Source organism: Pontibacter roseus DSM 17521, from assembly GCF_000373265.1.
GTDB classification, from domain to species: Bacteria; Bacteroidota; Bacteroidia; order Cytophagales; family Hymenobacteraceae; genus Pontibacter; species Pontibacter roseus.
This window is the reverse complement of the sequence record NZ_KB890765.1, coordinates 414,611-440,290: the sequence shown is the minus strand read 5'-3', so window position 1 is coordinate 440,290 and position 25,680 is coordinate 414,611. Positions and strand designations below refer to the sequence as shown.

Annotated in this window: 24 protein-coding genes; 15 read left to right on the top strand and 9 right to left on the bottom strand. The window is 53.9% G+C overall.

What is annotated here, in order from left to right; genetic code table 11:
• The first annotated feature begins 184 nt into the window (after positions 1-184).
• The 3 genes from B051_RS0113410 to B051_RS0113400 all read left to right on the top strand — a co-directional run bounded on the left by B051_RS0113410 (position 185) and on the right by B051_RS0113400 (position 1,996).
• A complete protein-coding gene (locus tag B051_RS0113410; RefSeq protein WP_018478722.1) occupies positions 185-730 on the top strand; it encodes a hypothetical protein in 546 nt (181 codons plus the stop codon).
• Between the two features lie 157 nt (positions 731-887).
• Positions 888-1,460: a hypothetical protein gene (locus B051_RS0113405; protein WP_018478721.1), complete on the top strand. Its 573-nt coding sequence runs from the start codon at positions 888-890 to the stop codon at positions 1,458-1,460.
• Positions 1,461-1,492: 32 nt separating this feature from the next.
• Positions 1,493-1,996 carry a GNAT family N-acetyltransferase gene (locus tag B051_RS0113400; protein WP_018478720.1) on the top strand — a complete coding sequence of 168 codons (504 nt, stop codon included), beginning with the start codon at positions 1,493-1,495 and terminating at the stop codon, positions 1,994-1,996.
• A gap of 140 nt (positions 1,997-2,136) precedes the next feature.
• Here the strand turns inward: B051_RS0113400 and B051_RS0113395 are convergent, their stop codons facing one another.
• Positions 2,137-2,574 (bottom strand): acyl-CoA thioesterase, encoded by a 438-nt coding sequence (locus B051_RS0113395; protein ID WP_033316873.1) that lies wholly within the window; start codon positions 2,572-2,574, stop codon positions 2,137-2,139.
• A 186-nt stretch (positions 2,575-2,760) separates the two neighbouring features.
• Between B051_RS0113395 and B051_RS0113390 the strand changes: the two genes are divergently transcribed.
• Positions 2,761-7,227, top strand: a complete 4,467-nt coding sequence (locus B051_RS0113390; protein WP_018478718.1) for a DUF7619 domain-containing protein — start codon at positions 2,761-2,763, stop codon at positions 7,225-7,227.
• A gap of 504 nt (positions 7,228-7,731) precedes the next feature.
• Here the strand turns inward: B051_RS0113390 and B051_RS0113380 are convergent.
• Both B051_RS0113380 and B051_RS0113375 read right to left on the bottom strand, forming a co-directional pair.
• A complete protein-coding gene (locus B051_RS0113380; protein WP_018478716.1) occupies positions 7,732-8,145 on the bottom strand; it encodes a VOC family protein in 414 nt (137 codons plus the stop codon).
• A gap of 4 nt (positions 8,146-8,149) precedes the next feature.
• Complete coding sequence (locus B051_RS0113375; RefSeq protein WP_018478715.1) at positions 8,150-9,079, bottom strand: 2-hydroxyacid dehydrogenase; 930 nt, start codon at positions 9,077-9,079, stop codon at positions 8,150-8,152.
• Positions 9,080-9,278: 199 nt separating this feature from the next.
• Here B051_RS0113375 and B051_RS0113370 point away from each other — a divergent pair, with 199 nt between their 5' ends.
• Positions 9,279-10,835, top strand: coding sequence for a protein adenylyltransferase SelO (locus B051_RS0113370; RefSeq protein WP_018478714.1), 1,557 nt, complete (start codon positions 9,279-9,281; stop codon positions 10,833-10,835).
• A gap of 301 nt (positions 10,836-11,136) precedes the next feature.
• Here the strand turns inward: B051_RS0113370 and B051_RS0113365 are convergent, their stop codons facing one another.
• From B051_RS0113365 to B051_RS0113350, 4 genes are read right to left on the bottom strand one after another with little or no spacing between them, the layout of a single operon-like run.
• Complete coding sequence (locus B051_RS0113365) at positions 11,137-12,105, bottom strand: hypothetical protein (RefSeq protein ID WP_018478713.1); 969 nt, start codon at positions 12,103-12,105, stop codon at positions 11,137-11,139.
• Positions 12,102-12,281 carry a hypothetical protein gene (locus B051_RS0113360; RefSeq protein ID WP_018478712.1) on the bottom strand — a complete coding sequence of 60 codons (180 nt, stop codon included), beginning with the start codon at positions 12,279-12,281 and terminating at the stop codon, positions 12,102-12,104. Before B051_RS0113360 ends, B051_RS0113365 begins: the two co-directional genes overlap by 4 nt.
• Positions 12,281-13,369 carry a toxic anion resistance protein gene (locus B051_RS21310; protein WP_018478711.1) on the bottom strand — a complete coding sequence of 363 codons (1,089 nt, stop codon included), beginning with the start codon at positions 13,367-13,369 and terminating at the stop codon, positions 12,281-12,283. Before B051_RS21310 ends, B051_RS0113360 begins: the two co-directional genes overlap by 1 nt.
• 10 nt (positions 13,370-13,379) lie before the next feature.
• Complete coding sequence (locus tag B051_RS0113350) at positions 13,380-13,817, bottom strand: hypothetical protein (protein ID WP_033316872.1); 438 nt, start codon at positions 13,815-13,817, stop codon at positions 13,380-13,382.
• 420 nt (positions 13,818-14,237) lie between these two features.
• On the opposite strand from B051_RS0113350, the gene B051_RS0113340 reads away from it, so the two are divergent.
• From B051_RS0113340 to B051_RS0113320, 5 genes are all read left to right on the top strand, one after another.
• Positions 14,238-14,840: a pseudouridine synthase gene (locus B051_RS0113340; RefSeq protein ID WP_033316910.1), complete on the top strand. Its 603-nt coding sequence runs from the start codon at positions 14,238-14,240 to the stop codon at positions 14,838-14,840.
• Between the two features lie 149 nt (positions 14,841-14,989).
• Positions 14,990-16,585 carry a M20/M25/M40 family metallo-hydrolase gene (locus tag B051_RS0113335; RefSeq protein WP_018478707.1) on the top strand — a complete coding sequence of 532 codons (1,596 nt, stop codon included), beginning with the start codon at positions 14,990-14,992 and terminating at the stop codon, positions 16,583-16,585.
• 185 nt (positions 16,586-16,770) lie between these two features.
• Positions 16,771-17,685 carry a universal stress protein gene (locus B051_RS0113330; RefSeq protein WP_018478706.1) on the top strand — a complete coding sequence of 305 codons (915 nt, stop codon included), beginning with the start codon at positions 16,771-16,773 and terminating at the stop codon, positions 17,683-17,685.
• Positions 17,686-17,967: 282 nt separating this feature from the next.
• Positions 17,968-18,861 (top strand): phosphodiester glycosidase family protein, encoded by an 894-nt coding sequence (locus B051_RS21305; RefSeq protein WP_018478705.1) that lies wholly within the window; start codon positions 17,968-17,970, stop codon positions 18,859-18,861.
• 65 nt (positions 18,862-18,926) lie between these two features.
• On the top strand, positions 18,927-19,400 hold the full coding sequence (locus B051_RS0113320; RefSeq protein ID WP_018478704.1) for a 3'-5' exonuclease: 474 nt from the start codon (positions 18,927-18,929) through the stop codon (positions 19,398-19,400).
• A 51-nt stretch (positions 19,401-19,451) separates the two neighbouring features.
• Here the strand turns inward: B051_RS0113320 and B051_RS0113315 are convergent, their stop codons facing one another.
• Entirely contained in the window at positions 19,452-19,886 is a 435-nt protein-coding gene (locus tag B051_RS0113315) for a winged helix-turn-helix transcriptional regulator (protein ID WP_026236389.1), read from the bottom strand.
• A gap of 116 nt (positions 19,887-20,002) precedes the next feature.
• Here B051_RS0113315 and B051_RS0113310 point away from each other — a divergent pair, with 116 nt between their 5' ends.
• The 3 genes from B051_RS0113310 to B051_RS0113300 all read left to right on the top strand — a co-directional run bounded on the left by B051_RS0113310 (position 20,003) and on the right by B051_RS0113300 (position 22,490).
• On the top strand, positions 20,003-20,632 hold the full coding sequence (locus B051_RS0113310; protein WP_018478702.1) for a nitroreductase family protein: 630 nt from the start codon (positions 20,003-20,005) through the stop codon (positions 20,630-20,632).
• Between the two features lie 79 nt (positions 20,633-20,711).
• Positions 20,712-21,413: a DsbA family oxidoreductase gene (locus B051_RS0113305; RefSeq protein ID WP_018478701.1), complete on the top strand. Its 702-nt coding sequence runs from the start codon at positions 20,712-20,714 to the stop codon at positions 21,411-21,413.
• 51 nt (positions 21,414-21,464) lie between these two features.
• Entirely contained in the window at positions 21,465-22,490 is a 1,026-nt protein-coding gene (locus B051_RS0113300; RefSeq protein ID WP_018478700.1) for an LLM class flavin-dependent oxidoreductase, read from the top strand.
• 96 nt (positions 22,491-22,586) lie between these two features.
• Here the strand turns inward: B051_RS0113300 and B051_RS0113295 are convergent, their stop codons facing one another.
• The gene (locus B051_RS0113295) at positions 22,587-23,201 is read right to left on the bottom strand and encodes a hypothetical protein (RefSeq protein WP_018478699.1); all 615 of its coding nucleotides are present in this window, start codon (positions 23,199-23,201) and stop codon (positions 22,587-22,589) included.
• A 219-nt stretch (positions 23,202-23,420) separates the two neighbouring features.
• Here B051_RS0113295 and hflK point away from each other — a divergent pair, with 219 nt between their 5' ends.
• Positions 23,421-24,392 (top strand): FtsH protease activity modulator HflK, encoded by a 972-nt coding sequence (hflK, locus tag B051_RS0113290; protein WP_018478698.1) that lies wholly within the window; start codon positions 23,421-23,423, stop codon positions 24,390-24,392.
• A gap of 2 nt (positions 24,393-24,394) precedes the next feature.
• Complete coding sequence (hflC, locus tag B051_RS0113285) at positions 24,395-25,333, top strand: protease modulator HflC (RefSeq protein ID WP_018478697.1); 939 nt, start codon at positions 24,395-24,397, stop codon at positions 25,331-25,333.
• Positions 25,334-25,680 lie beyond the last annotated feature (347 nt).

Below are 25,680 nucleotides of genomic sequence, written 5' to 3'. Positions count from 1 at the left end.
TGTGAATGATGAGGAGGGAAAGGTGGTAGTGAGCGGAAACAATACTACATATAGTGCAGATAAGCGTATGTTCCCGTTTAGCCGGTAGTTGTAGGGCACTTCTTATCATGCAAAAAGTTTAAAAATGTAGCTACTGTTCAATGCCAACAGCAAAGTTCACTTCGAAGACATTGAAAACAACCTAATGATATCACAATTAAAGTTTTTTGACGATCTAGGAAATGATCTTTTAATAGGAATAGGTTATAATACTGATATCTTTCCAATAAAGGAGATAAGGAAAGACGGGGTAATTATTAGAAATTACTTAGAGGGTAAGACTTCAGGCATAAAGTGGTTGTCAGGTAATCAGGAAGTAATTAAAAGTAGGTGTTTCTTTGGCTATCCTTCTGTAGACCTCAACTACATAATAGCCATTTATTCTATTGAAGATTCAGAGTTTCCGTCGCCTAATAATGCTGTTGTCTATACTGCAAATGGAATGCTGCACAAAGTTCTAAGCCCTCCAGAATTTGCATCAAGGCATCTTGTATCAAATCTAAAAGAAATCCCTACTGAATCTTTTACACCTGACAGCGTTTTCTTTGATCAAGTTAGGTGGAGGCAAAATAGGGAAGGTGAAATAGCTACAACTGTAAGATTTATTTATAACCGAGATTGGTTTGAAGAAAGAATACTTGACCCGGAGACTGGTGAACTCGGAGAGTGTATAAGTTCAGGTAAAATTTGAAGCTGTAGAAGTTTTGTTTACTTAGAAATTAATCAACATTTAAGCTTTTCAAAAGAGAAAAAAAAGCCACCCTACAACAAAGTATAGCAGTTATGCTCCGGCTGTCGCCTTGCAATCTGCTATACCAGCACGTTAGATTCTCCAATCTCACCTCCCCATGATGAAAGAGCTTCTCCTGAGATATTCCCGCGGAAGGATTGTCCTGTTGTTCTTCCTAATTACGACGGCGGTATATGCGTTCATGCTGACGGTCACGCTGCCGAATTTAATCAGGTTCTCCAATGGACTACAGCCGCTGGACATGCTGCCTACTGGGTATAGCCATGCGTATGTACAACGGCTGATGAACGCATTGGGGAATGATGGCCGGCACTATTATCTGACGGTTCAGTTGCCTGTCGATTTCCTGTACCCGGCATTGTTTGCTACCACGTATAGCCTCCTGTTTGCTTACCTTCTCAAGAGGATGGGTAAAGCCGCTACACCCTTTTTCTATATTTCCTTCCTCCCGATTGTGGCTGGGATTTTCGACTACCTGGAGAATGTGGGCATTATCTATCTGATAAAGTCCTACCCGAATATAGACACGGCGGCCACAGCAGCCACCAGCATCTTTTCCGTCATCAAGAGTACTGCCACATCCGTGTACTTCGTCTGTCTTCTGATTCTGTTGGTATACTTTGTGATTTATAAAATCAGGGCTGCCAAGAGCCAGTCTCATAATCTATAATTACGTTTTCTATAGGAACATAAAGCCGAGAAATGGACTTCAAGCTCAGACCCTGGACACCCGCCGACCTAGACAGTCTGGTGAAATATGGCAACAACCCGAACATCGCCCAGAACATGGCCGATGTGTTCCCGCACCCCTATACCCAGGAGAAAGGTATGGCTTTCATCCAGATGGCCAGCAGCGCTACGCCCCCAAACATATTGTGCATTGAGGTGGATGGCGAGGCGGCTGGCGGAATAGGCTTGCACCCGCAGGGGGATATTTACCGCAAGAACGCCGAGATGGGCTATTGGCTGGCGGAGCCGTACTGGGGCAAGGGCATCATCACCAAAGCCATTGTGCAGATGGTGGCCTATGGGTTTGAGCACTGGGACATCAGCCGCATTTTCGCCAGACCTTTCGGCAGGAACATTGGCTCCCAGAAAGCGCTGGAAAAGGCAGGCTTTACGCTGGAGGCGCGGCTGGAAAAGACCTTCTACAAGAACGGCGCTTATGAAGATGAACTGATATACGCGGTCAGGAAAAAAGCCTGAGCTATACCTGCTATACCTAACCGTTCAGGTATAGCAGGTATAGGGACAACCTACCACCTGGATGGGTTAAACCACAAAGCCGCGAAGGGTATAAGCTCCGCGGCTTTGTGGTTAGTGTCAGGTATAGCAGTGCTTAACGACTATCCTTCCAGCTCCACATAATCGGTGCTGCGGGGCAGTTGCTGGAAGTGCTCCACCAATTCGTCGGGCAGCACGGCGAGTTTCCTTTTCAGCACATCCAACCAGGCGCCTTCTACCACTATCACCGCGGCTTTCACGCCATCGGCTTTGATGATTTCGTGCCGGATGGACCAGCGCGAGCCGTCTCTGCGGCCTTTAATCAATTCTGTGGTCACGTTCAGCTCTTCGTTGATACCCACCTCGCGCAGGTAGGTCGTCTCTTCCCGGAACAGGATAGGCCCGATGTGCAGCCGCTGGAAGGTCTTCAGGTCGAGGCCCAGTTGTTCCAGGGCCTCGATGCGGGCCTGTGCCGCGAAGTCGGCGTAGGCAGAGTGGCGCATGTGCATGTTCGCATCCAGGTGCGACCACATTACTTTGCCGGTATAGGTATGGGGCATGTTGTTTTTATATAAGGTTTGGTGACAAGCAGGAGAGATAAACGTCTCCCGGGGTGCAAAGTTAACACTTCCACTATAACACAAGCTGCCGATGGGGCATCAGGTTCATAAAACGCTCAGGTATAGCTTCGTTATAATATATTAGTTCTTATATTTACTTGTTGATTATACATTCCTTTTCAGCCTATGAGGACAACTTTACTATTCATTTTCATCAGCTTCTTCCTCCCCTCCTTTCTCGCCGCACAAAATAGCAAGCTAGAGCTCAGCAAAGTCATTGGGATACAGACAGGGATGCCCTTTGGCATAGCAGTAGATGCAGAAGATAACATATATCTGACCGATTTTAATATTATCAAATACAAGAATGGCATAAGGGATCACCATTTCAAGTTAGAAGGAACTGATAACACATCGTACGGAACCTTCAAGCTTACATTCGATAGCGACCAAAACTACTACGTGCTCAACTACAGCGGTGCCTTTGTAGAGAAATTTGACAAGCAAGGCAAATCCGTACTCAAGTTTGGCAGATATGGCACACACCCTGGAGAGTTCCGCCACCCGAACGGAATCGCGGTAGACAAAGCAGGCAACATCTACGTGACCGACAGCTATAACAACCGTATCCAGAAATTTGACCCAACCGGGCGGCTCCTGTTGACTATAAACAACAGCAGTTCCGGTTCCGGACTCAGTGAATTCTTGATTGGAATCGCGCTGGATGCGGATGGCAACATCTATACCATTGACACCCAAGCAAAAAAGGTATGCAAGTTCAGGTCGGATGGCAGGCTGATTACCCTAATCGGTACAAATGCCCAGACCCCTCAGGGCTTCGGGGCTCCATCAGATATCATACTGGACGCAGAAGGCAACATCTATGTGTCGGATACGGAGAGGAATCGGATACACGTTTTCAACCCTCAAGGACAGTACCTGCGGCACCTGGGCAAGGAGAGTGGCCGGGGAGCATTCACTGGTACGGCTACTTACATGGCCCTGAACAAGGCTGGCAACATTCTGGCAACAGACAGGCGACACAATAGCGCAAGCCTCGTCTACGAATTCAGCAAGGAGGGGGAGCTACTCAACACCCACGGCGACACCTACGCTGCCAAAGATGTAGCCCTTGATGAGTCAGGTAATGCCTTCATTGTGGACATGCATCATTATCAGGTCGTAAAGTTCAATGCCGAGGGCCAGGAAATTATGCGGTTCGGGTCATGGGGTTATGACCATGGCCAATTTGCGGCACCTGTTGCCATCTCACTGGATTTGCATGGCAACATCTATGTGCTCGACAGCTGGGGCAACTACAACGCCCACGTTCAGAAATTCAGCGCATCCGGGCAGTTCCTGGAGAGGTTCACAGATTTTGGTGAGGATATAGGGTATTTGAACTTCACGGACCTGGACATTGACTATGCAGGCAACATGTACATCACCGACTACTATGGAGGTTGTGTCAGAAAGCTTAATGCATCAGGCACTTTCGTCAACAAAATTGGTACCTGGGGCCGCAATATGGGAGAATTACATGCTCCTCTTTCCATCGCCGTGGATGCTTATGGCTTTGTGTATGTAGCAGACATCAATGGAAAACGGGTGCAGAGATTTGACCCTGCAGGGAAAGCCCTTTTACAATTCGGTCCTTTTTCACCGGAAGATGATATTTGGGACGTAGGAGCCGGTATTGACGTAGATGATGCCGGGAACACCTACCTCACCTCCTCCTATAGCCAGGCGCTGCTTCAATACAACATCCATGGCGAAATCCAGGACTCAATTAGCAGATATGGAAGCAAGGTGGCTATCAACAGCAAAGGCACCCGACTACTTTACCTGTTTGGGGACGGCAGCAATCCATTCTCCATCTACCTGGCACAAGGCAACACCCCGACAAATTACATTGAGGGAACCGTATTTCAGGATAGTATTTCGGACTGCAAACAGTCACCAGAAGAGGCAGGTATAGCAGGTATTGTGGTAGAGGCCACGCCAGGACCTTACTACGGTATTACAAATGAAAACGGCTTTTACAGTATAGCCGTAGAGCCTGGCACATACAGTTTAAGGCAAATCCTGCCGAATCAGAAAGGCCTCGCCATCAGGCAAACCTGTCCACCGGATGACCAGCCGCTTCAGGCCATCATCAGTTCAGAGAGGTCACAGGTCAACAATATCAACTTTGCGAACCAGGTCACCCTCTCCCCTCACCTCTCCGTCAGCGTCTCCTCCGACCGCCGGCGCCGCTGCTTCGAGAGTGTGACCAAAGTACGTTACGCTAATACTGGCTTCGCTGCTGCTCCTGACGCCAAGGTATACCTGCAGTTGCCCAAAGAAGTAGCGCTGCTTTCCGCTGACAAACCCTACACCCGCCTGCCTGACGGCACCTATGAATTCGCGGTGGGTACCTTAGGCGCGAACCAAACTGGCACCATCACCATACAAGACATCGTGACCTGCGGCGATGAGAGCGTGCGCGGCCGCACCGTCTGCACCCGCGCCTGGATAACGCCTTCCAACAACGCGCCGTCCAAGCCCACGCCTACCATCTCCCTCACCGCCCGCTGCAACCCCGAGACGGGCATGATTCGCTTCGTCATCCGCAACACCGGCACCGCCGGAATGGAGACCTCTGAGTTGTACCGCAAGTATGCCAACGGCGAGCTGGCCTCCATTGAGCAGTTCCGGCTGGCCGCCGGCGACAGCATGGTATTCTGGGTGCCGTCCATGGGCTATACCTGGCGCCTGGAAGCGGACCAGCCCGATGGCAACGGCGACAACAAACAGGTAAGCGTGACCATTGAAGGCTGCTCGGGCGCCGACACGACAGCCAGTACCGGCATGGTGAACCTGCTGCCCTCCGACGACGAGGAGGCCGAGGTAGCGGAAGAATGCGTGATGATTACCGACTCCTTCGACCCCAATGACAAACTAGTGACCCCTGCGGGACGCACGAAGGAACGCTATACCCCCACCAACACGGCGCTCAAGTACAAGATACGCTTCCAGAACACGGGCACCGATGTGGCCTACCGCGTGGTGGTGGTCGACACCCTCTCCGAGCACCTGGACCTTAGTACCTTACAGCTGGGTGCCGCCTCCCATACCTACCGCTACGAGGTCAGCGGCAAAGGCCGGCCGGTACTCACCTGGACCTTCGACAACATCCTGCTCCCTGACTCCACGGCCAATGAGCCGGGCAGTCACGGCTACATCCAGTTCAGCATCAAACCCAAAGCCGATTTGCCGGAGAAGACCTTGGTGGAGAACTTCGCCGATATCTTCTTCGACTTCAACTCGCCCGTGCGCACCAACGTGACACAGAACCGCATCTACGACATGCCGCCGGTAATCAGCGAGAAGGTACGAGTGGACAAAAAGGAAGTGCTGGCCACACCCGGCATCACGGCCTTCGCGCCGGCAGCCGGTAAGTATAATGCAGAAGTGACCATCACCGGAGAGAAGTTCTCGGCAAAGGCAACCGACAACCAGGTATACCTGAACGGCGTACCGGCCACAGTGCTGAGCGCCTCTGCCACGGAGCTTAAAGTACGGGTTCCAATAGGCGCTGCAACGGGTGCCTTGAAGGTGGTGACGCCGGATGGTGCCATCAGCACTACCAAAAATTTCGAGGTATACCAGCCGCCGGTGCTCAGCAGCTTCAGTCCGGCCGAAGGTATAGCGGGCTCTGCCGTCACGCTCCAGGGCGCACAACTTCATCCAGAACAGATTCAGCGCCTCACGCTAAATGGACTTGACTTGGAGATTGTCAGCAACACCGCCCAAACGTTGACGGTCAAGGTGCCGGCCCAGGCGAAGACCGGAAAGTTCGAGCTTGTGACCAAAGGCGGCGAGGCTACAAGTGCTACCTCCTACGTGGTATGGCACCAGCCCAGCATTCACAGCCTCAGCAAGTCAACCGACATTGTAGGGGCTACTATACGCATAGAGGGAGAGAATTTCGCTTCGACAAAGGAGCGCAACAAGGTGTACTTCGGTCAGGTGCCTGCCCAGGTGGTGGAGGCTACTGACGAGTGGCTGTCGGTGCAGGTGCCGGCGGGCGCCCAATCAGGCGCTGTGCTGGTGGAGACACCAGGCGGAAAAGCCACCAGCCCGACTCCCTTTGAACTGATTCCGGGACCGCAATTTGCAGCTATGAAGCCAGCCAGAGGAACGGTAGGCACGGAAGTCGAAATCGACGGGCTTCACTTTGGCATCATGGGGCAGCAGGACCGCATCGCGTTCAACGGGGAGCCGGCGCTGGTGCTGGCGTCGTCGGGCAACAGGTATAGGGTTCAGGTGCCGCGCGGGGCCGCAACCGGCAAAATCAGCATCACCGGATACGGTGGCGTGGCCCACAGTACCGCCGATTTCGTGGTGGAGGAGCTGGCACCGGCCGAGGCCATCCAGGTATACCCGAACCCTACTTCCGGCCGCTTCACCGTCAACCTGAGGCACGCGGATTTTGACGTGCAGGCCGTGGAGGTATACGATGCCCTAGGAAGGCTAGTGCACACCACCAACGTGCAGAGCCCGCGCCCTGAGCTGATGGACATAGCCATACCTTCAGCGAAATCTGGCCTCTATACCCTCCGCATCCAAACCGACAGGGGCACAATCACCAAGAAACTGACGGTACTGTAGCACCGTGCTGGTCTCAAACACAGGCGCCGCTTAGTTTCTGCTAAGCGGCGCCTGTGTTTTAACTTCCTGGTTGTTTAGTATCCATTCTCAATCCCTATAACTAAGGAATATAATAAGGAATACAGCTAGTAAAGTCACTAGAAGATTTATCCCTAATGTCCAATTAGCAACATGAGTTGGTTTATCAGACTTCATTACTTTCTTTAGGTATGCCTTATTAACGCCATACATTACCAGCAAAAGCAGGGCGATTTCTGCTGCGATAAATCCCATCCCAATTGCTGAGTAAAGTGACAGGTCGTCTCTCAACCTACCATCTTCCCATTTGAAACTATCTGGAATAATAAAATCATTTAGATAGGTTGCTGCAAAGGCTAAAGCTATGAAGCCAAAGCATTGGAATAGGATATTATACGCTATGTAAAACGCCTTTAACAAAATGTTACCACTACCTAACGTCACTGATTTTTGAGTTCAATTATTAGCCATACCGCCAAGTTTCTGCTAGGAAGCGAACACCTCCTCCGGATTCTTGAAGGCTTTGAACTCGAGTGGGTTCTGGCTGTGGTCGAGTATGAACATGGTGCGCTGCTCCCCCACTTCTCCCTCATACCGGGTATAGGGCTCCACCACGAAAGGCACCTGGTGTTGCACGAGTCGGTCCCGCACCTGGTCAAACTGTTCATAGGTCAGCAGGCAACCGAAATGCGGCACCGGCACGCTGATGCCTGCCACCTTGCCGCAGTAGTCCGGCTCTGGTATGTTGGAGCTCACGTGCGCCGACAGCTGATGCCCGAAGAAGTCGAAGTCAATCCAGTTCTCGGTGCTCCTCCCCTCCTGGCAGCCCAGTATGTCCACGTAAAAACGGCGGGTGGATTGGATGTCCTTTATCTTGAAAGCGTAATGGAATGGGTTCATATGATTAGTATCCTTTGGTTCGTGAAACAACGTTAAGAAGCGGCTCCTTTTTCTGGAGGCGGTCGTAGTTCTCCAGAATCTGCTCGACGGCCGATTCGGGATTGGTGACGCTGGCGATGTGTGGGGTCACGTTGATGCGCGGATGTGACCAGAACGGGTGGTTCTCCGGCAGCGGCTCTTCCCGGAACACATCCAGGCTGGCGCCCGACAGGTGCCCGTCATCCAGCATCTCAATCAAGTCTTGCTCCACCAGGTGCTCCCCACGGGCCACATTGATTATGAAAGCGTCTTTTGGCAGTTTTTGAAAAGTTTCCTTATTCAGGATGTTCGCGGTCTCCGGCGTCAGCGGGAGCAGGCAAACGAGTATCCTGGAGGAGGCCAGGAAGGCATCCAGTTCCTCTGGACCGGCGTACGTGCCGATGTCCTCCAGCACCTTCGGGGACTTGGCCCAGCCCTGCACCCGGAACCCGAGTTTGCGCAACTGAAGCGCCGTATAGCTGCCCAGCACCCCCAGCCCCATCACCCCGATACCGAGGTCCTGGGTGCGCAGGTACCGCTTCTGCGCCCAGGTTCGCTCTCGTTGCGCTTCTTTGTACCCATCCAAATCCCGTACATGGTTCAGCACCAGTGCCGTCACGAAAGTAGCCATGTCGTGGGTCAGGTTCTCATCCACGATGCGCGTAATCTGCACCTGCGCAGGCAGGTCCGGGTCGCGGAGTATATGGTCTACCCCTGCCCCGGTGGAGGCGATGCACTTCAGGTTAGGGAACTCCTGGAAGGCACCCAATGGATGGTTCCAGGCCAAAGCAAACTCGATTTCCTCGGGTGCCCCGGCATCCGGGTATACACGCACGTCCAGGTCGGGTCGCTTCGCTTTCAGGGTATCGACCCAGTGGCGGATGTAACGGCTTTGGTTAACAATGATAATGGGCATAGAGCGTACTGGTTTCAGAATCAGAAGCTGGTCTCGGGAGAGGCCTAGCAAGTATAAAAGCCTGCTTACGCATCTCCCCGGAAAATCTACGGTTAAAATTAACTAATCTTGTCTAATTCTTGTTAAAAGAGGATGCCGTCAAAGCAGTACAAATAGTACCGCGCTTTGGCTGAGAGACATACACAGAAAAAGGAAACCTATGGAGAGCCTAAGCTCAAAAAGATATAAAAAAGAATTCGTCAGCACCTTTCCGGGTGATGACAGTGGCAGCCTGCAACCCCGCCAGACGCCGGGCATGCTGTACAGCAAAGCCATACCTACGCCCGTCGAAAAACCTACGCTCTTGGCCTGGTCAGAGGAGCTGGCCGAAGCACTAGGTATACTGAAACCAACAGACCAGCAGGAAATCGACATACTCGGCGGCAACCTTGTCACGGACACCATGTACCCTTACGCATCCTGCTACGCCGGGCACCAGTTCGGGCACTGGGCCGGGCAGTTGGGCGATGGCCGCGCCATTACCTTGGGCGAGTGGGAAGCGCCGGACGGCAAAAGCTGGGAACTGCAACTCAAAGGCGCAGGCCCAACCGCCTACTCCCGACGCGCTGATGGCCGTGCGGTGCTGCGCTCTTCGGTGCGCGAGTACCTCATGAGCGAGGCCATGCATTACCTGGGCATACCTACCACCCGTGCCCTGAGCCTGGTCAGCACCGGTGAGCCTGTGCTCCGCGACATGTTCTACAACGGCAACGCCGCCTATGAGCTGGGAGCTATTGTGATGCGCGTGGCGCCCAGCTTTCTGCGTTTCGGCAATTTTGAGATGCTGAACGCCCGTAAAGAGGTAGACAGCCTGCGCCAGCTGGTGGACTGGACCATCAGCCGCTATTACCCACACATCACCGGCGAGGACAAAGTGGTTACTTGGTTCAAAGAAGTGGTGGAGCGCACCGCCAGCCTGATGGTGGAGTGGCAGCGCGTGGGTTTTGTGCACGGCGTGATGAACACCGACAACATGTCCATTCTCGGTCTTACCATCGACTACGGTCCCTACTCCTTCGTGGACAACTACGACCCGAACTTTACGCCCAACACAACCGATTTGCCTGGCCGCAGGTATGCCTTCGGCAAGCAGCCGTCCATCGGCTACTGGAACCTGGGCTGTTTGGCGGGCGCTCTCCTGCCTCTAGTAGAAAAAGACCAATTGCTGGCTACCCTGGAGAGTTACCAGGAAATCTACTGGACGAAATACTATACCATGATGGGCAACAAACTGGGACTGGACGAACTGCGGGTGGAGGACATAGCGCTCATCAAGAAGCTGGAAGAGATGCTCAATATCGTTCAACCTGATATGACCATCTTTTTCCAGCTCCTCATCGACCTGCCGCTGTCGGTGGAGAGCGCTGAGCAGGCAGAGGCGCACTTCAGGGAAGCGCTGTATGAGGAATTAACTGCAGACCAAAGAGAATCCCTCTATACCTTTGCCACAGATTACCTGACGCGTCTGAACACCAACACCATCCGGCGGCAGGATTCGCAGAGGCGTATGTGTAAAACCAGTCCGCGGTTTGTGCTGCGCAACTACCTGCTGCACCAGGCTATTGAGGAGCTCGAGAAAGGCGAAAATACTTTGTTCCTAAAGCTGCAGGAAGCGATAAAGGAACCATACTCCGATAAGTACGATGAGTTCTTCCAGACCAGGCCAGGCTGGGCTACTCAAAAGGCAGGCTGCTCCATGCTGTCTTGTAGTTCGTAGGTAGCTGCTGCTGTCATTCTTTCTTTGTCATTCCGACGAAAGGAGGAATCTGTTACCACAGCCACCGCCGATTCGAGCGCAGCGGGAACCGGCGGTGAGCTATGAGATTAGGCAACAAATCAATCTCACAAAAGCCTGCATCTGCGCTGGCGCTGGATGTGCGGCCGGAAGGGCGTGAGATTCCTCCTTTCGTCGGAATGACAATACAGAAAACCATTGGATGATAAGTGGAAATAGTGCAACAGCCACTCACATGGTAGGCTGAGAGTATCTTCCAAAAAACAAAAAAGCTTCTGAGCAATCAGAAGCTTTTTCTATGCATGCGCACCGGGAACATGCGGTAATCCATCAGGCTGAGGGCGTATGGGTAACCCCGCCAATGTATGATGGGCACGTGCCTGGGTGGGCTGGGTGGCTTGTTGTCAGGTATAGCCAGCATGGCGTTGCCGATGTAGGACAACTCCGTCAGGTCTATACCTGTGCGGGAAGAGATGTGGTGCAGGAATGTGGACTTTTCTGTATCGGGTGAGGTATAGGAAATCTCACGCGACAGAGTCCCTCCGCCCTCCGTCTCCACCGAATAGTACACCCGCGAATAGGTATCCAACGCGACGGCCGGAACCGTCAGCACGGGTGTGTTTGCCTGCAGCATGTCCGGCTGGTAGATGGGTGCCTGGTTGGCCACCCGCTTCACCATTTCCGTCACCTTCTGCGCGGTATAGATGCCCTTGATTGTTTCGGCTTCTATACGCTTCAGCACGTTCTCCACCTTTGACTCGAAATGCCCGTCGTTGTTGACAGGCTGCTCCATCCGTGGCCGCACCTGAGGTTGTGGCGGCCGAACTTGGGGCTGTGGAGGACGCACCTGTGGCGGTGGAGTCCCAAGAGGCTTCGCGACTGGGGAAGCTCGCTTCTGCTCCTTCTCCGGCACGAAGGTATCGGCCACATGCCGCTGGTGCACGTTGATGATGGTGGTAAAGGTGTTCAGGAAATGCTCCGTGTTCCGCACATGGAACAGCTCCAGTTCATGCGCCCGCTTCTTCGAAACCAGGTAGTTGTGTATTTGCTTCGACTTCTCGAACACAGACAGAATCTTATCGGCATGCGGTGTCCCCTTGTAACGGTCGTACAAGGTATGCAGTGCGTTCAGCCGGGCGTTGGAAGCGCGAATGTAGTGCACCGCCTGCACATCGGCACCGCCGGGATTCACCAGCACGGTGCGGGTGCCCTCCTGTTCCATACCGAAAAGAGAGCGGAAGAATCTTCTCATTTTGTCAGGATACGTTTCAGGTGCTGCGTCTCTATCTCCACCTGCAGCTTCTCCGACATCTTCATCTCCTCGAAAATGCCGTCCAGGTGCTGGATGTACAAGTCCAGCACAGCGTCCTGTTCCTGCGACAGAATGCCAGGCTGTTTGGTCACTTCCTTGTTATCGTTCTCTGCCATTATTCTATTTCAATCTGCTTTGATTTGCCGAAGGTGCCGATGATTTTGCTATTGAGCTCCTCCTGCACCTGCGCCAGTTCCTTTACGGCTTCGGCCCGCTTTTTACTGCCCTCTTCCGATATTTTGATGACCTGGTCCAGCGTTTCCACCATATCCTTGTTCACTTTCTTGAGCGTCTCCACGTCCACGATGCCGCGCTCGTTTTCCTGGGCCGCTATCACCACGTTCTTCTTGAGCAGCTCCGAGTTCTTGCGCAGCATCTCGTTGGTGGTGTCGGTCACCTTTTTCTGTATCTCCAGGGCTTTGCGTTGTTTCTCCAGTCCCAGCGCGATGGCCACCTGCTGGCGCCATACCGGAATCACCGTCACGATGGAGTTCTGGATTTTCTGCGCCAGCACATCGTTTGTGGTCTGAATCATGCGTATCTGCGGCATGGACTGCGTGGCGATGGTATGCGACAGCGTGAAGTCGTGCACCTTCTTCTCGAGGCGCTCCTTGAAGGCAATCATGTCACTCAGGCGCTGCACGGCCAGTTCATCCTGCCCGCTGGTCTCCACTTCCTCTTGCAACTTGGGAATGATGTTGTTCTCAATCTCCTCTATCTTGAGGCGGCCCGCAGCAATCACCGAGCGGATTTCGTGGATGTACTCCACGGCCTGGTTGAACATCACCTCCAGGCTGGTCGAGTCTTTCATCACGCTCTGGCGCGTGCGCTCCAGCTTCACCACCACGTCATCGACGTTGGCCGACACGGTGTTGTACTGCGTGGCCAGTTGCTTCGACTTGTCTGCGAACTTCTTCACGAAGGGCAGCCGTGAAAAGAAGCCCGGTTTCTCCGACTCGTCAATCTTAATCATGTTAATCTGGTTGAGCAGCTCGTTGATGGCCTCGCCGGCCTCGCCTGAGTCCTTGGCCTTCACCTTCGTGAGCAGCTCGTTGGAGTAGTGGCCCAGCTTGCGCTGCGTCTCCACTCCGAAGTTGCTGAGGCTATCCGGGTTGGCAGGGTCTATGGTTTTGGAAATGGCCAGCGCTTTCTGCTTAATCAGCTCCTGGTTCTCGGCAATCGTGATGTTGGTGTTTTTTTCCATCGTGTTTTATTTACCTGTGTAGGTTGTGGTGTATAACGTCTAAGGATGTGAGGTATTTCTTGATGTTCTCATGCCGCTCGGTAGTCTCGTACCACTCAATCTCGCTCAGAGGCAGGTACTCGCCCAGCAGGCCGTGCACCTCCTTGAGCAGCGCCTCCCCTTTCTTGGTCCGGAACTCCGGGTTTTTGTAGTAGGCGCTTAGGTACTCCACCTTTACCTGACCGGTCGTGGTGACGGCCAGTTCCCGCACCTCCACCACCAGTTCAGAGGTCTTGTTGTTGTCGGTCACGACTGTTTTGTATACGCCTTTGTTTCCTTCCTCCAGCGCTATAGTGCACTTCTCCTTCACCTCCTGCAGCGCCTTGCGCAGTTTTCGGTTCGGGATGATGTAGTGCCCCACGATATACCCCAGCAAAGCCGCTATAAGGAATGTCCAAAATATTGCCATTGGTAATGAAGTTAATGAAAAAGTCTGTTATGTAATGAAGTAAAAATTAGCGAGGTTATCAAATGCAAGCCACCTTGTGGCGCCTGCTATACCTTGTCTATACCTTTGAAACACGATGTTTGCCTGTCCTGTTCCGCTCACGCCCTTCACATTGTGTTTCATCTCTATACGCGGAACCAACCGGGCGGGCTGTTCAGTGTCAGGGGGATAACGGACCGATTTACCGTATGTTGCCCGCGCAGCCAAGCCTGCCTTGGGATTATCCTAAAAAGTTATGGAGTGGCTCTCTTGTAGTCTCAGTTCTGCGTCAGGATGCGGCCTGCCAGCTGCAATTCGCTTTGAAGGGTTAATTCCCTATTTTTGTAGCTATACCTATACCTTGGTTGTGACACAGGCACAGCCTGATTGACAGACACCCTTATGCAACACCGGCATTTCATGCTCCACAAGCCCTACGGCTACATCAGCCAGTTCGTGACTGACAAGAAAAAGAAGAAGCTGCTCGGCGACCTGCACGACTTCCCGGCCGGCACCATGGCCATCGGAAGGCTGGATGAAGCCAGCGAAGGCCTGCTACTCCTGACCACCGACGGCAAGATGAGCGAGCAGGTGCGCAGCAAGCACATCGAAAAGGAATACTATGCCCAAGTGGACGGGCTGATAACCGAGGAGGCTATTGAACAACTGCAACAGGGTGTGGCCATTGGCCTGTATGGCGAGCAATACGGCACCCGCCCCTGCACCGCCTTCCGCCTAGAGGCAGCCCCCGACTTCCCGGAGCGCAGCCGCCGGATACGCGATGACCGCCATGGCCCTACCAGTTGGGTCTCCATCACGCTGACCGAGGGCAAGAACCGGCAGGTGCGCAAGATGACAGCCGCCGTGGGTTTCCCGACGCTGCGCCTGGTGCGCGTGCGCATCGGCAACCTGCACCTGCACGACATGCCTTCCGGGGCGGTAATCGAGGTGGACGAAAGCGTACTCAATAGCCAGGTGGTGTCACCCGCTGCCCAGAATATTTGATTCGCATTTTAAACCATCCCGTCCCTCCATAGTCTGTGCATCAGGTATAAACAGCCTTCGCGCTATGCCCGCTCAGATTTTGTGGCTACATTCAAGACGCAAAACACCCGAAACAGCAAAACATACCTTACCTATACCTTAACTTAACCATGAAGAAAAACCCTATTCACATGCTGGCGCTGGCGCTGATGCTGTCGGGCAGCGTGGGCGGAACCGCCTTCGCGCAACAACCGCAGCAACAGCAGACCCAACAAAAACAAGACCCGGTCATCCAAAACATCATCAAGATGGCCACCGAAGACTCCCAACTCGAAAAGCTGGGCCACGAACTGATGGACGGCATCGGTCCCCGTCTGGTAGGCACGCCGCAGATGGAGCAGGCGCACAACTGGGCCGTGAACAAGTACAAAGGCTGGGGCATTGAGGCCCGCAACGAGAAGTGGGGCGAGTGGCGCGGCTGGGAACGCGGCGTGACGCACGTGGACATGGTGCACCCGCGCCTGAAGACACTGGAAGCCATTCAGCTGGCCTGGAGCCCGGCGACCCCATCCAAAGGCGTGACCGCTGAGGTCATCGTCCTGCCAGAGTTCGCCGATTCACTTGCCTTCCAGAAGTGGTTGCCCAATGCCAAAGGCAAAATGGTGATGATATCCATGAACCAGCCAAGCGGCCGCCCGGAGTATAACTGGAAAGAGTTTGCCACGCCGGAGTCGCTGGAGAAAATGCAGAAAGAGCGCGATGCCCAGAACGAGGCCTGGCGCAAGCGCATCAGCGCCACCGGCAAAAACGCCCGTACGCTGCCTGTCGCCCTGGAGAAGGCAGGCGCAGCCGGCATCGTGATGTCGAACTGGTCGCAAGGCTTTGGCGTGAACAAAATCTTCGGTGCGAACACCAAGAAAATCCCTACCATCGACATCGCTTTGGAAGACTATGGCATGCTCTACCGCCTGGCCGAGAACGGTGGCAAGCCACGCATTAAGGTGGTAGCCGAGTCGAAGCATGCGAAGAAGCCGGTTCCGACCTTCAACACCATCGCCGAAATCAAAGGCACCGAGAAGCCGGATGAGTACGTGATTCTGTCGGCTCACTTCGACTCCTGGGATGCTGGAACGGGCGCCACCGATAATGGCACCGGCACCATCATGATGATGGAGGTGATGCGCATCCTCAAGCAGGTATACCCGAACCCGAAACGCACCATCCTGGTGGGTCACTGGGGCAGCGAAGAGCAAGGCCTGAACGGCTCACGCGCTTTTGTGGAGGACCATCCGGAAATCGTGAAGAAAACGCAGGCCCTGTTCAACCAGGACAACGGCACCGGACGTGTGGCCAACATCTCCGGCCAGGGCTTCCTGCACGCCTACGACTACATGGGCCGCTGGCTGAGCGCCGTGCCGCGTGAAATCACTAAGGACATCCAGACCTCCTTCCCGGGTATGCCGGGCGGCGGCGGCTCCGACCACGCCTCATTTGTGGCCCTGGACGCGCCTGCCTTCATGCTAAGCTCCCTGAGCTGGTCTTACGGCAACTATACCTGGCACACCAACCGCGACACCTACGACAAGGTGGTGTTTGACGATGTGCGCAGCAACGTGATTCTGGCAGCCATACTGGCCTACAAAGCAAGCGAAGACCCACAAACGACTTCCCGTGAGCGTAGCGTACTACCTCTGAACCCACGCACTGGCGAGCAGATGACCTGGCCACAAGCAAGGCCTGCCACCCGCAAAGGTGGTTTGGACTAAGCTTAGCCTATACCTTCAGCAACAATAAAAGGCCGCCTTACCAGGCGGCCTTTTATGTTCAAAGCTGACAAACCTCATCTTTCAAGGTGACAACTAGCATTCTTTTCCCGGAAATGAAGTCGTAACTTTGAAATTAGAGAAGAAGCAACGCCTTCACAGTCACCTCTCAACAAAAGACCAGCGCCATGAAAACTATATTGGTCCCCATCGATTACTCCCGCGATTCGCAAAACGCGCTTTCATTCGCTCTTGAGACAGCCCGTTTGACAGGTGCGGAAATCATTCTGTTCCACGCCTTCTTTCCAATCACGTCTCCTCCTGCCGCCTACGACGTGGCCGATGTGGTGCTGGCACTGGAAGAAGGCCGCACAAAAGACCTGGCAGCATTCGCCACTACAACTGTGCAGGAGTTGATTGAAAAATCGGCTACAACGAACTTAACCGTAGGATATGACCAGGTTAGCATCCGGTCTGTTGCCAAAATGGGCACTCCGTTTAAGCTAATCCTCAAAGCACTTGATAAGTACAAGGTGGACCTGGTGATTATGGGGATGCAAGGAGGCGGTTCCATCAGCCAGGCGGTGCTGGGGAGCACGACCCTCTCGGTAATGCAGGCCAGCCTGGTCCCGGTGCTGGCCATTCCGAAGGGAGTAAGCTTTACGCCGGTCAAGTCGGTTGTCTTTGCCGTTAACCTAAACAAATTGCCTGCGGCCGTTGACCTGCACCTGCTGCGCGAATTTCTCCTGGTCAGCGAAGCAAAACTTCACTTACTGCACCTATACCGCAACAATAGCCAGCAAGTGAAATTCGACGCTCGTCCTGCGTTAAAAACCATCACGGAGAAACTGGAAGGCGTTCCGTACAAGGTCTCATTCGATGTCGCGGAAGATGTGGCTGCCGGTATCCAGCAGTTCATCCAGGAAAAGGCAGCCGACCTGCTGGTGCTGCTCCCGCAGAAACATAACTTCATCGAAAAGCTGCTGGATAGAAGCGTAACCGGCAGGATTACGGCACACCCGTTGGTGCCCTTGTTGGCTTTGCCCTTCGGCTCATTGCCGCCTGTCGCTCCTGCTATGGAGCAGGAAGTACTGGCCGGCTAAACGCTAGCTATACCTATACCCAGAATCCTTCTCCCCAGCAGAAGGATTCTTTAGTTAAAAGGTGTTCCAGCAGGTAAATAACTTGCTGTCTGCAGCGACCTTGCTCCATCCCCAGGCGCGGCTGGCTCCTGCAGTCTTTCGATGGCCGTAATAGGTATAGGCAGCAGCCATCACTTTTTAAAGTTCTTTTGGATTCGAAGTGTAACAACTGTACTGTTTCATAACCCGCTCCTTCTTTCTATATTAGCTTCACCCTATACCTCCGCACACAGTACTCTGGTCATGAAAAAGCTGTTCCTGCTCCCCTTTCTCTTCAACCTGCTGCTAACGGCCGCCCAACCAACACCTGTGCTTGCCCAATCACCAGGTATAGCGCAGGAGACCAATATAGAACAGGCGCTCAGGAAGAAACATTGGCAGACGGAAAAGGTGGGGCGGGGCATGCGCTGGAAATACTACCACGGCAACGGGTTGTTCGCGTCTCGCCAGAGCATCAACATGCTAGATATCAACCTGCGCAAAGCAGGTATACAGGTAAGGTTCGCCTATTCTGACTCCACACGAATTAAAACCAGCGACTTCGCTAGGGAGCAGGGCGCTGTGGCCGCCATAAACGGCTCTTACTTCGATGTGAAGAACGGAGGCTCTGTGAACTTCTTCCGGACTGGCGGGCAAATCAACGCGACCTCTACCCCACAGCTTCCTGCCTACCGGGAGAACGCGGCCATCGCGGTGGATGTAGCAGGCAAAGTCTCCATCATCCGGAAACCGAAGGCAGGCTGGGAAACCACCGCTATACCTGAACTGCTGTCATCGGGACCCTTGCTGGTCTTCGGTGGCCAGGTTGAGGCTATGGTGCCTCAAGCGTTTAACACCAACCGGCACCCGCGCACGGCCATCGGCATCACCTCAGACAACCACCTCCTGCTGGTCACCGTGGATGGTCGCTCGGCAGAGGCACAGGGTATGACGAACGCGGAGCTGGCCCAACTCATGCTGACCCTCGGCTGCACCGAGGCGCTCAACCTGGACGGCGGCGGCTCCACCACCCTATGGATTGACGGCAGAGGCACCAACGGCATCGTGAACTTTCCCAGCGATAACAAAGCTTACGACCACGAAGGTGAACGCGCCGTGGCCAACAGTGTGCTCATCTTAAAGAAGGGAAGAGATTAAAATCCGGTAATGCTGAAAAGGCTAAAATCGTACCTTTGCCAAAACACCATTCAGCATTCCCCTTTATGCCTCATACCTTTACCGCCATTGATTTCGAAACAGCGCAAGGCAAGCGCTGGAGCATCTGCCAGGTAGGCCTGGTCCGCATTGAGAATGGACAGATAACACAGAAAATCAACAAGCTGGTCTGCCCGCCGGACAACTTTTACTTCTACCGCAATACCGAAATACATGGCATCCGGCCGCAGGACACCTGCCATGCCCCTACCTTTGATGCCGTGTGGAGCGAGTTGAAGCCCTACATCCAGCATCAGACGGTGGTGGCGCACAACGGCTCCTTCGACTTCAGCTGCCTCCGCCATACCTTGGAGTACTACCGTGTGGAGCAGCCTACTTATGAGCAGCAGTGCACCCTCAAAATCTACAAGAAAGATTTGGCCAGCCTCTGCCGGGAACACAAAATCCAACTAAACCACCACGATGCCCTATCCGATGCACTGGCCTGCGCGGAGCTATACCTGCGGGCCCTGCGGAACTGAGAAAACCCTGCGCATGCTGCAAGGCCGGGACTCCGGATAGAAAGAAGCAGGCTAACTGATTGGCTGCGTTTTTTTGCTATACCTTTCCCGGGCCTCCAGTATCTGGTTGATGTTCAATTTGGCCCAGTCCGCCAATGCCAGAAGCTGTAGCAGCAGGCTCTTCCCCAATGGGGTGAGACTATATTCCACCCGCGGCGGAATCTCAGGGTATACGGCTCTGCTCACGAGGCCATCCTCCTCCAAAGAGCGGAGCGTTACTGTGAGCATGCGTTGGGATACGCCCGTGATTTGCGCTTTGAGCTCGTTGAAACGCAGCTTCTCCTGCTTGCCCAGCATCAGGATGGTGTAGATGGACCACTTGTCGCCAAAACGGGCTAAAATGTCTTTCACTGGGCAGCATTCCTCCGATTCCCCCTTGCCGCACATAATTTCCGCTATCTTTTCCTGAACCCTAAGCTGCTGATTCTCAACATTAGTTACTGCCATGATACCAAGTGTTAGGTGAGTGCCTTCTTGCCAGACTCAAATATACGCAGTAATTTTGAGTTACTAAAAGTAACCTAGTTATGAAACGTTACTAGAAGTTTAACTGTTGTATAGACATGAATATCCTAGACTCACTGAAATGGCGCTACGCGTCCAAACGAATGAATGGCCAGCGTGTGCCATCCGATAAAGTAGAAACCATCCTGGAGGCCATCCGCCTCGCCCCTTCCTCCATGGGCCTGCAGCCCTACTCGGTGCTGGTGATTAAGGACGAGGAACTGAAGAAGCAAATCAGGCCAATTGCCATGAACCAGGCGCAGATTGAGGAAAGCTCGCACCTGCTGGTGTTTGCCGCCTGGGACAATGTCACACCAGAGCACATAGAGGAGTTCATCCAGCACACGGCTTCGGTGCGTAATATGCCGGCAGAGGCCCTGGCCGACTTCAAGAACAGTCTGCTGCAGATGGCCGCCGGCCGCACGCAGGAGCAGAACTTCAACTGGGCCGCCCGCCAGGCCTACATCGCCTTTGGCACCGCCCTGGTAGCCGCCGCCGCTGAGCACGTAGACGCCACCCCGATGGAAGGATTCGATGCAGCCGTTTTGGACGAACTGCTGAACCTGAAGGAAAAAGGGCTGCGCAGCGTGACCCTGATGCCGCTCGGCTACCGCGATGCCGACAACGACTGGCTGGCGAAGCTGCCCAAGGTGAGAAGGCAGAAAGAAAAACTCTTTCTGGAGGCATAACCGTAAGATATACAAGGCTACAGCCGTCAAGCATCCAACAAACAGGTGCCTGACGGCTTCCATTTTAAATACCCATGACATGAGCAAGCAGAAAATAAAGATTGACATTTTTTCAGACATCAACTGCCCCTGGTGCTACATCGGTGAGAAGCGCCTGCAGAACGCCTTGCAAAAGGTAGAGGACAAGTATGAGGTGGATGTCCATTTCAAGGCTTTCGAGCTGAACCCCAACATCCCGCAGGAAGGCATGACCCGACTGGATTACTTCAAAGGCAATTACGGCGAACAGATGCTGGCGCAGATTCCAACCATGGACAGCCGCATGACCGAAACAGGCGCTGCCGAAGGGATTGACTTCCATTTCAGCGACGACATGACGGTGAACAACACCTTCAACGGGCACCGCCTTATTTGGCTGGCCGAGCAGTACGGGGTGCAGGAGGCGGTATCCAATGCCCTGTTCAAAAGCTACTTTACCGAGGGCAACAACATGAACGATACAGAACTGCTCAAGCAGGTAGGTATAGCGCATGGTATACCTGCTGAGAAGCTAGAGGGCTTTTTTGAAGGCGAAGTAGGCAAAAAGGAAGTGCGCGAAATGGAAGCCTTTGCGCAGACGGCCGGCATCACGGGCGTTCCGGCCTTCATCATCAACGACAAGTACCTGGTAAGTGGCGCGCAGCCATCCGAAACGTTCCTGCAGGTGTTCCAGCAGGTTGCTCCGGCCATCGAGAAACTGGACATCGAGGGTAACAGCTGCAGCGTGGATGGCGTGTGCTAATCTCGCCCTCTCCTATACCTGTTCGTACCTATTTCAAACGTAATGCAACCTATGGAAAGCAACAGAAAAAAGCTTAGTGATATAAAACTGTCCGTACTCGACCTGGTGCCGATACGGGATGGCAAACCGATAGCCGACTCCTTTGCCAACAGTCTGGAACTGGCCCGTCACGTGGAGCGGCTCGGCTACACCCGCTTCTGGATGGCTGAGCACCACAACATGCCTGGTATCGCTAGTTCGGCCACAGCCGTGCTGATTGGCTACATCGCCGGCGGCACTTCGACTATCCGCGTTGGCTCAGGCGGTATTATGCTACCCAACCACGCGCCCCTCATCGTGGCCGAGCAGTTTGGCACCTTGGAGTCGCTCTACCCAGGCCGCATCGACCTAGGATTAGGGCGGGCGCCGGGGACCGACCAAGTCACGGCCATGGCGCTCCGCCGCGACCTACAAGGCTCCGTGGAGGATTTCCCGAACCATGTGGCCGAGCTGCGGCAGTACCTGAGCGCCTCCAACAGCACCGCCCGCGTGCGCGCCATACCTGGCGAGGGCCTCGACATACCTGTGTGGCTGCTGGGCTCCAGCACCTATGGGGCGCAGCTGGCTGCCATACTGGGCTTGCCTTACGCTTTCGCCAGTCACTTCGCTCCGGCCGCCCTTCAAGTCGCCTTGAAGGTATACCGTGAAAACTTCCGCCCATCTGATACCTTGAAAGAACCCTACGCCATGGCTTGCGTGAACGTGGTGGCGGCTGACACAGACGAAGAAGCTGAGCGTTTGGCCACGACGGTATACAACTCTTTTCTGAACGTGATTAGAGGAAAAGCATTACCCATGCAACCCCCAGTCGATGACATGGAGGGGATATGGGATAGGTCTGAGAAGTTCGCGGTGCAGCAGATGCTACGTTATTCATTCATCGGCAGCCAAAGAACCATCCGGGCAGAATTGCAGGGCTTTCTGAATGAGACCCAGGTGGACGAGATTATGGTGACCACCGGCATCTACGACCCATCCGCTAGACAATACTCTTATGAACTACTGGCAGAAGCTTGCAAAGAAGTCGTGAAAAGCTAACATGTCAGATTATTTGCTTCGGTTACCATTGCCAGCATTCCAAATAACATAGAAAACGAAAAGCGCAGGTATAGCTCCTGCGCTTTTCGTTTTCTATTATTTTCCTCCCTCCTTCTTTTCACGGGGCGGGCTGATCATGATGTGGGCGCCATGGGTGCCCGGGTGCATCAACCAAGGCATGGCCACCGAACCTTCGTCCGGCTTTAGCGGCAGGCCTGTGCTCTCGGCAGTAGCGTAAGGGATGTACACTACGTAGCGCAGGTAGCCGTTTTTCACTTCCCCTGTTGCCTTGTCCACATCCTCATCCATGGCAGCATATACAAACAGGGAAGTCGGTTGCTTGGGCATTTTCAGGGTACCGCTCTTGGCTTCTTTTTCTCTGGTGTCAAATATCTCCTTGGTGCTCTTCCCAGCCTTTCGTAGCTCCCGCCCGCGTGCCATGAACGGCTCCAAATCGCGGTGATAGCAGGACACGGAAAAGCCCTCTTGGCTAGGGTCATCTGCCAGGCAAACGAGCTCGTTGCTGCCTTTGCGCAAAGTCACTAACTCCCCTTTCTGGTTATAGCCTAGCACTGTGGCCGCAGCCCGCTGGTCAACCGGAGCAGCCAGCACGGCCCCTTTTATCTGCCGGTCTGTTGAAGGCACGGTTATCTGTGCTTGTGCGTTGTACCCGCAAAGAAACAGTACGAAAAGAGCAAATGTGAATTTCATAGGTCTGTCGGTTTGATGTGATGGAATCTCTGCCCGCAATTCACGCTCTGCCATAGCAGCCAGCGGGTTACAATATTTTCCCTTTACGAGCATTACACAATAAAAGACATTCCGGCAGCCGGGACATAGTACATGTGGCCCTCTGTGCACAGGTGGCCTTGTTATAATTTCTGAAAATTTTATACTATATTGAAGGTATAAAAACTATGCCCCGCGCCCATGGCAGAACCCAACTACCGCCTGCAATACTACATGTTCCTGTTCAGCAAGCACTTCCGCAAAATCCTACTTGGATTGGTGCTGCTCATTCTTCTCCTCACATCTGTGAAAACAGTAGGCCCCGAAGAAGAAGGCGTGGTCCTATACGTGGGCCATTATGACCGCACCGTAGAGCCCGGACTTAGCTTCATCTTGCCTTTTGGCATAGAGGAGATGAAGAAGATTCCGGTGCAGCGACAACTGAAACAGGAGTTTGGGTTCCGTACTGTGGCCTCTGGCGACAACACACAGTACTCGGAGAGTAACTTCGTGGATGAGTCGCTGATGCTGACCGGCGACCTGAACCTGGCCAACGTGGAATGGGTGGTGCAGTACCGCATCGTGGACTCCTATAATTACCTGTTCCGGGTACGGGACGCAGAGAAGGCTTTGCGCGATATGTCGGAGTCGGCGGTTCGGAAGGTGGTGGGCGACCGCACTGTGAACGAGGTGCTCACCGTGGGCCGCCAGGAAGTGGCCACCAGTGTGGAGGTGCTGCTGCAGCGCATGTGCGACGAGTACGAGAACGGCATCCGGATAGACCAGGTGGTGCTGCAGGATGTGAACCCACCCGAGCCTGTCAAGCCTTCTTTCAACGCCGTGAACCAGGCGCAGCAGGAACGCGAAACACTCATCAACCAGGCGGAGTCTGAGTACAACCGCATTATACCGCGTGCGCGCGGCGAGGCCGATGAGACCATACAGCTAGCCGAGGCTTATGCCCTGACGCGCGTCAATGTGGCCACGGGTGAGGCGGCTCGCTTTAGTTCTCTCTTTGAAGAGTATGTAAAAGCGCCGGAGGTGACCAAGAAGCGCCTATACCTGGAAACCATGGAACGGATTCTGCCCAAAGTCGGCGACAAAGTCATTGTGGATGAGCGGGGGAACAATGTGCTCCCTTTGTTAAACCTGAACCAGCCTGAAAAGAAGTAGCCATGAACACCCGAAACATACTCTCGCTCCTGGCCGCCGTCCTGCTCCTGACGCTGGCGTTCACCAGCATCTTCGTGCTCGACGAGACGCAGCAGGCCATCGTCACGCAATTCGGAAAGCCGGTCGGGCAGCCACGCACCGAGCCGGGGCTGCACTACAAGATTCCCATCATCCAGAAAGTGCAGTTCTTCGACAAGCGCTACCTGGCCTGGGATGGCGATGCGAATCAGGTCCCTACCAAAGATAAGAAATTCATCTTCGTGGACACCTACGCCCGCTGGCAAATCACTAACCCCTTGCAGTTCTTCATCCGTCTGCGGGACGAGCGCTCAGGCCAATCACGGCTCGACGACATTCTGGACGGCGAGACGCGCAACGCCATCGCCAGCCACGACCTGCTCGACATCGTGCGGTCCACCAACCGCGAACCTGTGGTGTCAGATGAAATCATGGAGGACCTCGAGAACCTAGACAACATCTCCGTGGGACGTGACAAAATAGAGGCACTCATCCTGAAGCGGGCAAACGAACGGACTGCCGACTTGGGCGTCAGAATCTTGGATTTTCGTTTCAAGCGCATGAACTATGTGGACGAAGTGCGGGACCGGGTATACGACCGAATGAAGAGTGAGCGTAACAGGATTGCAGACCAGTTCCGCTCCGAGGGGCAAGGAGAAGCCCGCAAGATACAGGGCAATAAAGAGCGCGACCTGGCCCAGATTCAGTCGGAGGCGACCCGTGAATCAGAGAAGATACGCGGTAAGGCCGATGCCCAGGCCACTTCTATCTATGCTTCCGCCTACAACCGAAACGCGCAGGCGCGGGAACTATACAGTTTCCTCCGCTCCATGGAAGCACTGGAGAATTCTTTCGATAGCAAGACGACTGTTGTGCTCTCTACTGATTCGGAGTTGCATCAATACTTGAAGAGAGCGAAGTAAGGACTTAGGCTAATGTAGTGTCTTTTGTTTGGTGCTTCTGAGTAGCTGTTCTTGCTCTTTGCCCGCTGAATTTTTTCATAGCTTGCCCTGGCCGGGCAGGCCTCACTTTTTGTCCTGACACAAAAAGTAAGCAAAAGAATCAAGGCGCTCCAAACTCGCTGAACGCTAAGACAGTAGAGCGCCGAAAGGTGCACCTGGCTCCGGCCGTTGCTCTGTGGCTACAGTTGTAAATAGGTCTTGCTATACCTAACGGCTATTCCTAGGCCTGGATGGCTCCACTGTCATCCCCCTACCCATTCTGTCATTCCGACGAAAGGAGGAATCTGTTACCCTACCCACCGACGGTG

Coding starts and splice junctions, on each gene's coding strand:
- B051_RS0113400 (WP_018478720.1), top strand. CDS start 1,493: ATGGACTTCAAGCTCAGACCCTGGACACCCGCCGACCTAGACAGTCTG.
- B051_RS0113330 (WP_018478706.1), top strand. CDS start 16,771: ATGAAAACTATATTGGTCCCCATCGATTACTCCCGCGATTCGCAAAAC.
- B051_RS0113300 (WP_018478700.1), top strand. CDS start 21,465: ATGGAAAGCAACAGAAAAAAGCTTAGTGATATAAAACTGTCCGTACTC.
- B051_RS0113360 (WP_018478712.1), bottom strand. CDS start 12,281: ATGGCAGAGAACGATAACAAGGAAGTGACCAAACAGCCTGGCATTCTG.
- B051_RS21305 (WP_018478705.1), top strand. CDS start 17,968: ATGAAAAAGCTGTTCCTGCTCCCCTTTCTCTTCAACCTGCTGCTAACG.
- B051_RS0113370 (WP_018478714.1), top strand. CDS start 9,279: ATGGAGAGCCTAAGCTCAAAAAGATATAAAAAAGAATTCGTCAGCACC.
- B051_RS0113340 (WP_033316910.1), top strand. CDS start 14,238: ATGCAACACCGGCATTTCATGCTCCACAAGCCCTACGGCTACATCAGC.
- B051_RS0113410 (WP_018478722.1), top strand. CDS start 185: ATGATATCACAATTAAAGTTTTTTGACGATCTAGGAAATGATCTTTTA.
- B051_RS0113390 (WP_018478718.1), top strand. CDS start 2,761: ATGAGGACAACTTTACTATTCATTTTCATCAGCTTCTTCCTCCCCTCC.
- B051_RS0113365 (WP_018478713.1), bottom strand. CDS start 12,105: ATGAGAAGATTCTTCCGCTCTCTTTTCGGTATGGAACAGGAGGGCACC.
- B051_RS0113320 (WP_018478704.1), top strand. CDS start 18,927: ATGCCTCATACCTTTACCGCCATTGATTTCGAAACAGCGCAAGGCAAG.
- B051_RS0113405 (WP_018478721.1), top strand. CDS start 888: ATGATGAAAGAGCTTCTCCTGAGATATTCCCGCGGAAGGATTGTCCTG.
- B051_RS0113395 (WP_033316873.1), bottom strand. CDS start 2,574: ATGCCCCATACCTATACCGGCAAAGTAATGTGGTCGCACCTGGATGCG.
- B051_RS0113315 (WP_026236389.1), bottom strand. CDS start 19,886: ATGGCAGTAACTAATGTTGAGAATCAGCAGCTTAGGGTTCAGGAAAAG.
- B051_RS0113305 (WP_018478701.1), top strand. CDS start 20,712: ATGAGCAAGCAGAAAATAAAGATTGACATTTTTTCAGACATCAACTGC.
- B051_RS0113375 (WP_018478715.1), bottom strand. CDS start 9,079: ATGCCCATTATCATTGTTAACCAAAGCCGTTACATCCGCCACTGGGTC.
- hflK (WP_018478698.1), top strand. CDS start 23,421: ATGGCAGAACCCAACTACCGCCTGCAATACTACATGTTCCTGTTCAGC.
- B051_RS0113350 (WP_033316872.1), bottom strand. CDS start 13,817: ATGGCAATATTTTGGACATTCCTTATAGCGGCTTTGCTGGGGTATATC.
- B051_RS0113295 (WP_018478699.1), bottom strand. CDS start 23,201: ATGAAATTCACATTTGCTCTTTTCGTACTGTTTCTTTGCGGGTACAAC.
- B051_RS0113335 (WP_018478707.1), top strand. CDS start 14,990: ATGAAGAAAAACCCTATTCACATGCTGGCGCTGGCGCTGATGCTGTCG.
- B051_RS21310 (WP_018478711.1), bottom strand. CDS start 13,369: ATGGAAAAAAACACCAACATCACGATTGCCGAGAACCAGGAGCTGATT.
- hflC (WP_018478697.1), top strand. CDS start 24,395: ATGAACACCCGAAACATACTCTCGCTCCTGGCCGCCGTCCTGCTCCTG.
- B051_RS0113310 (WP_018478702.1), top strand. CDS start 20,003: ATGAATATCCTAGACTCACTGAAATGGCGCTACGCGTCCAAACGAATG.
- B051_RS0113380 (WP_018478716.1), bottom strand. CDS start 8,145: ATGAACCCATTCCATTACGCTTTCAAGATAAAGGACATCCAATCCACC.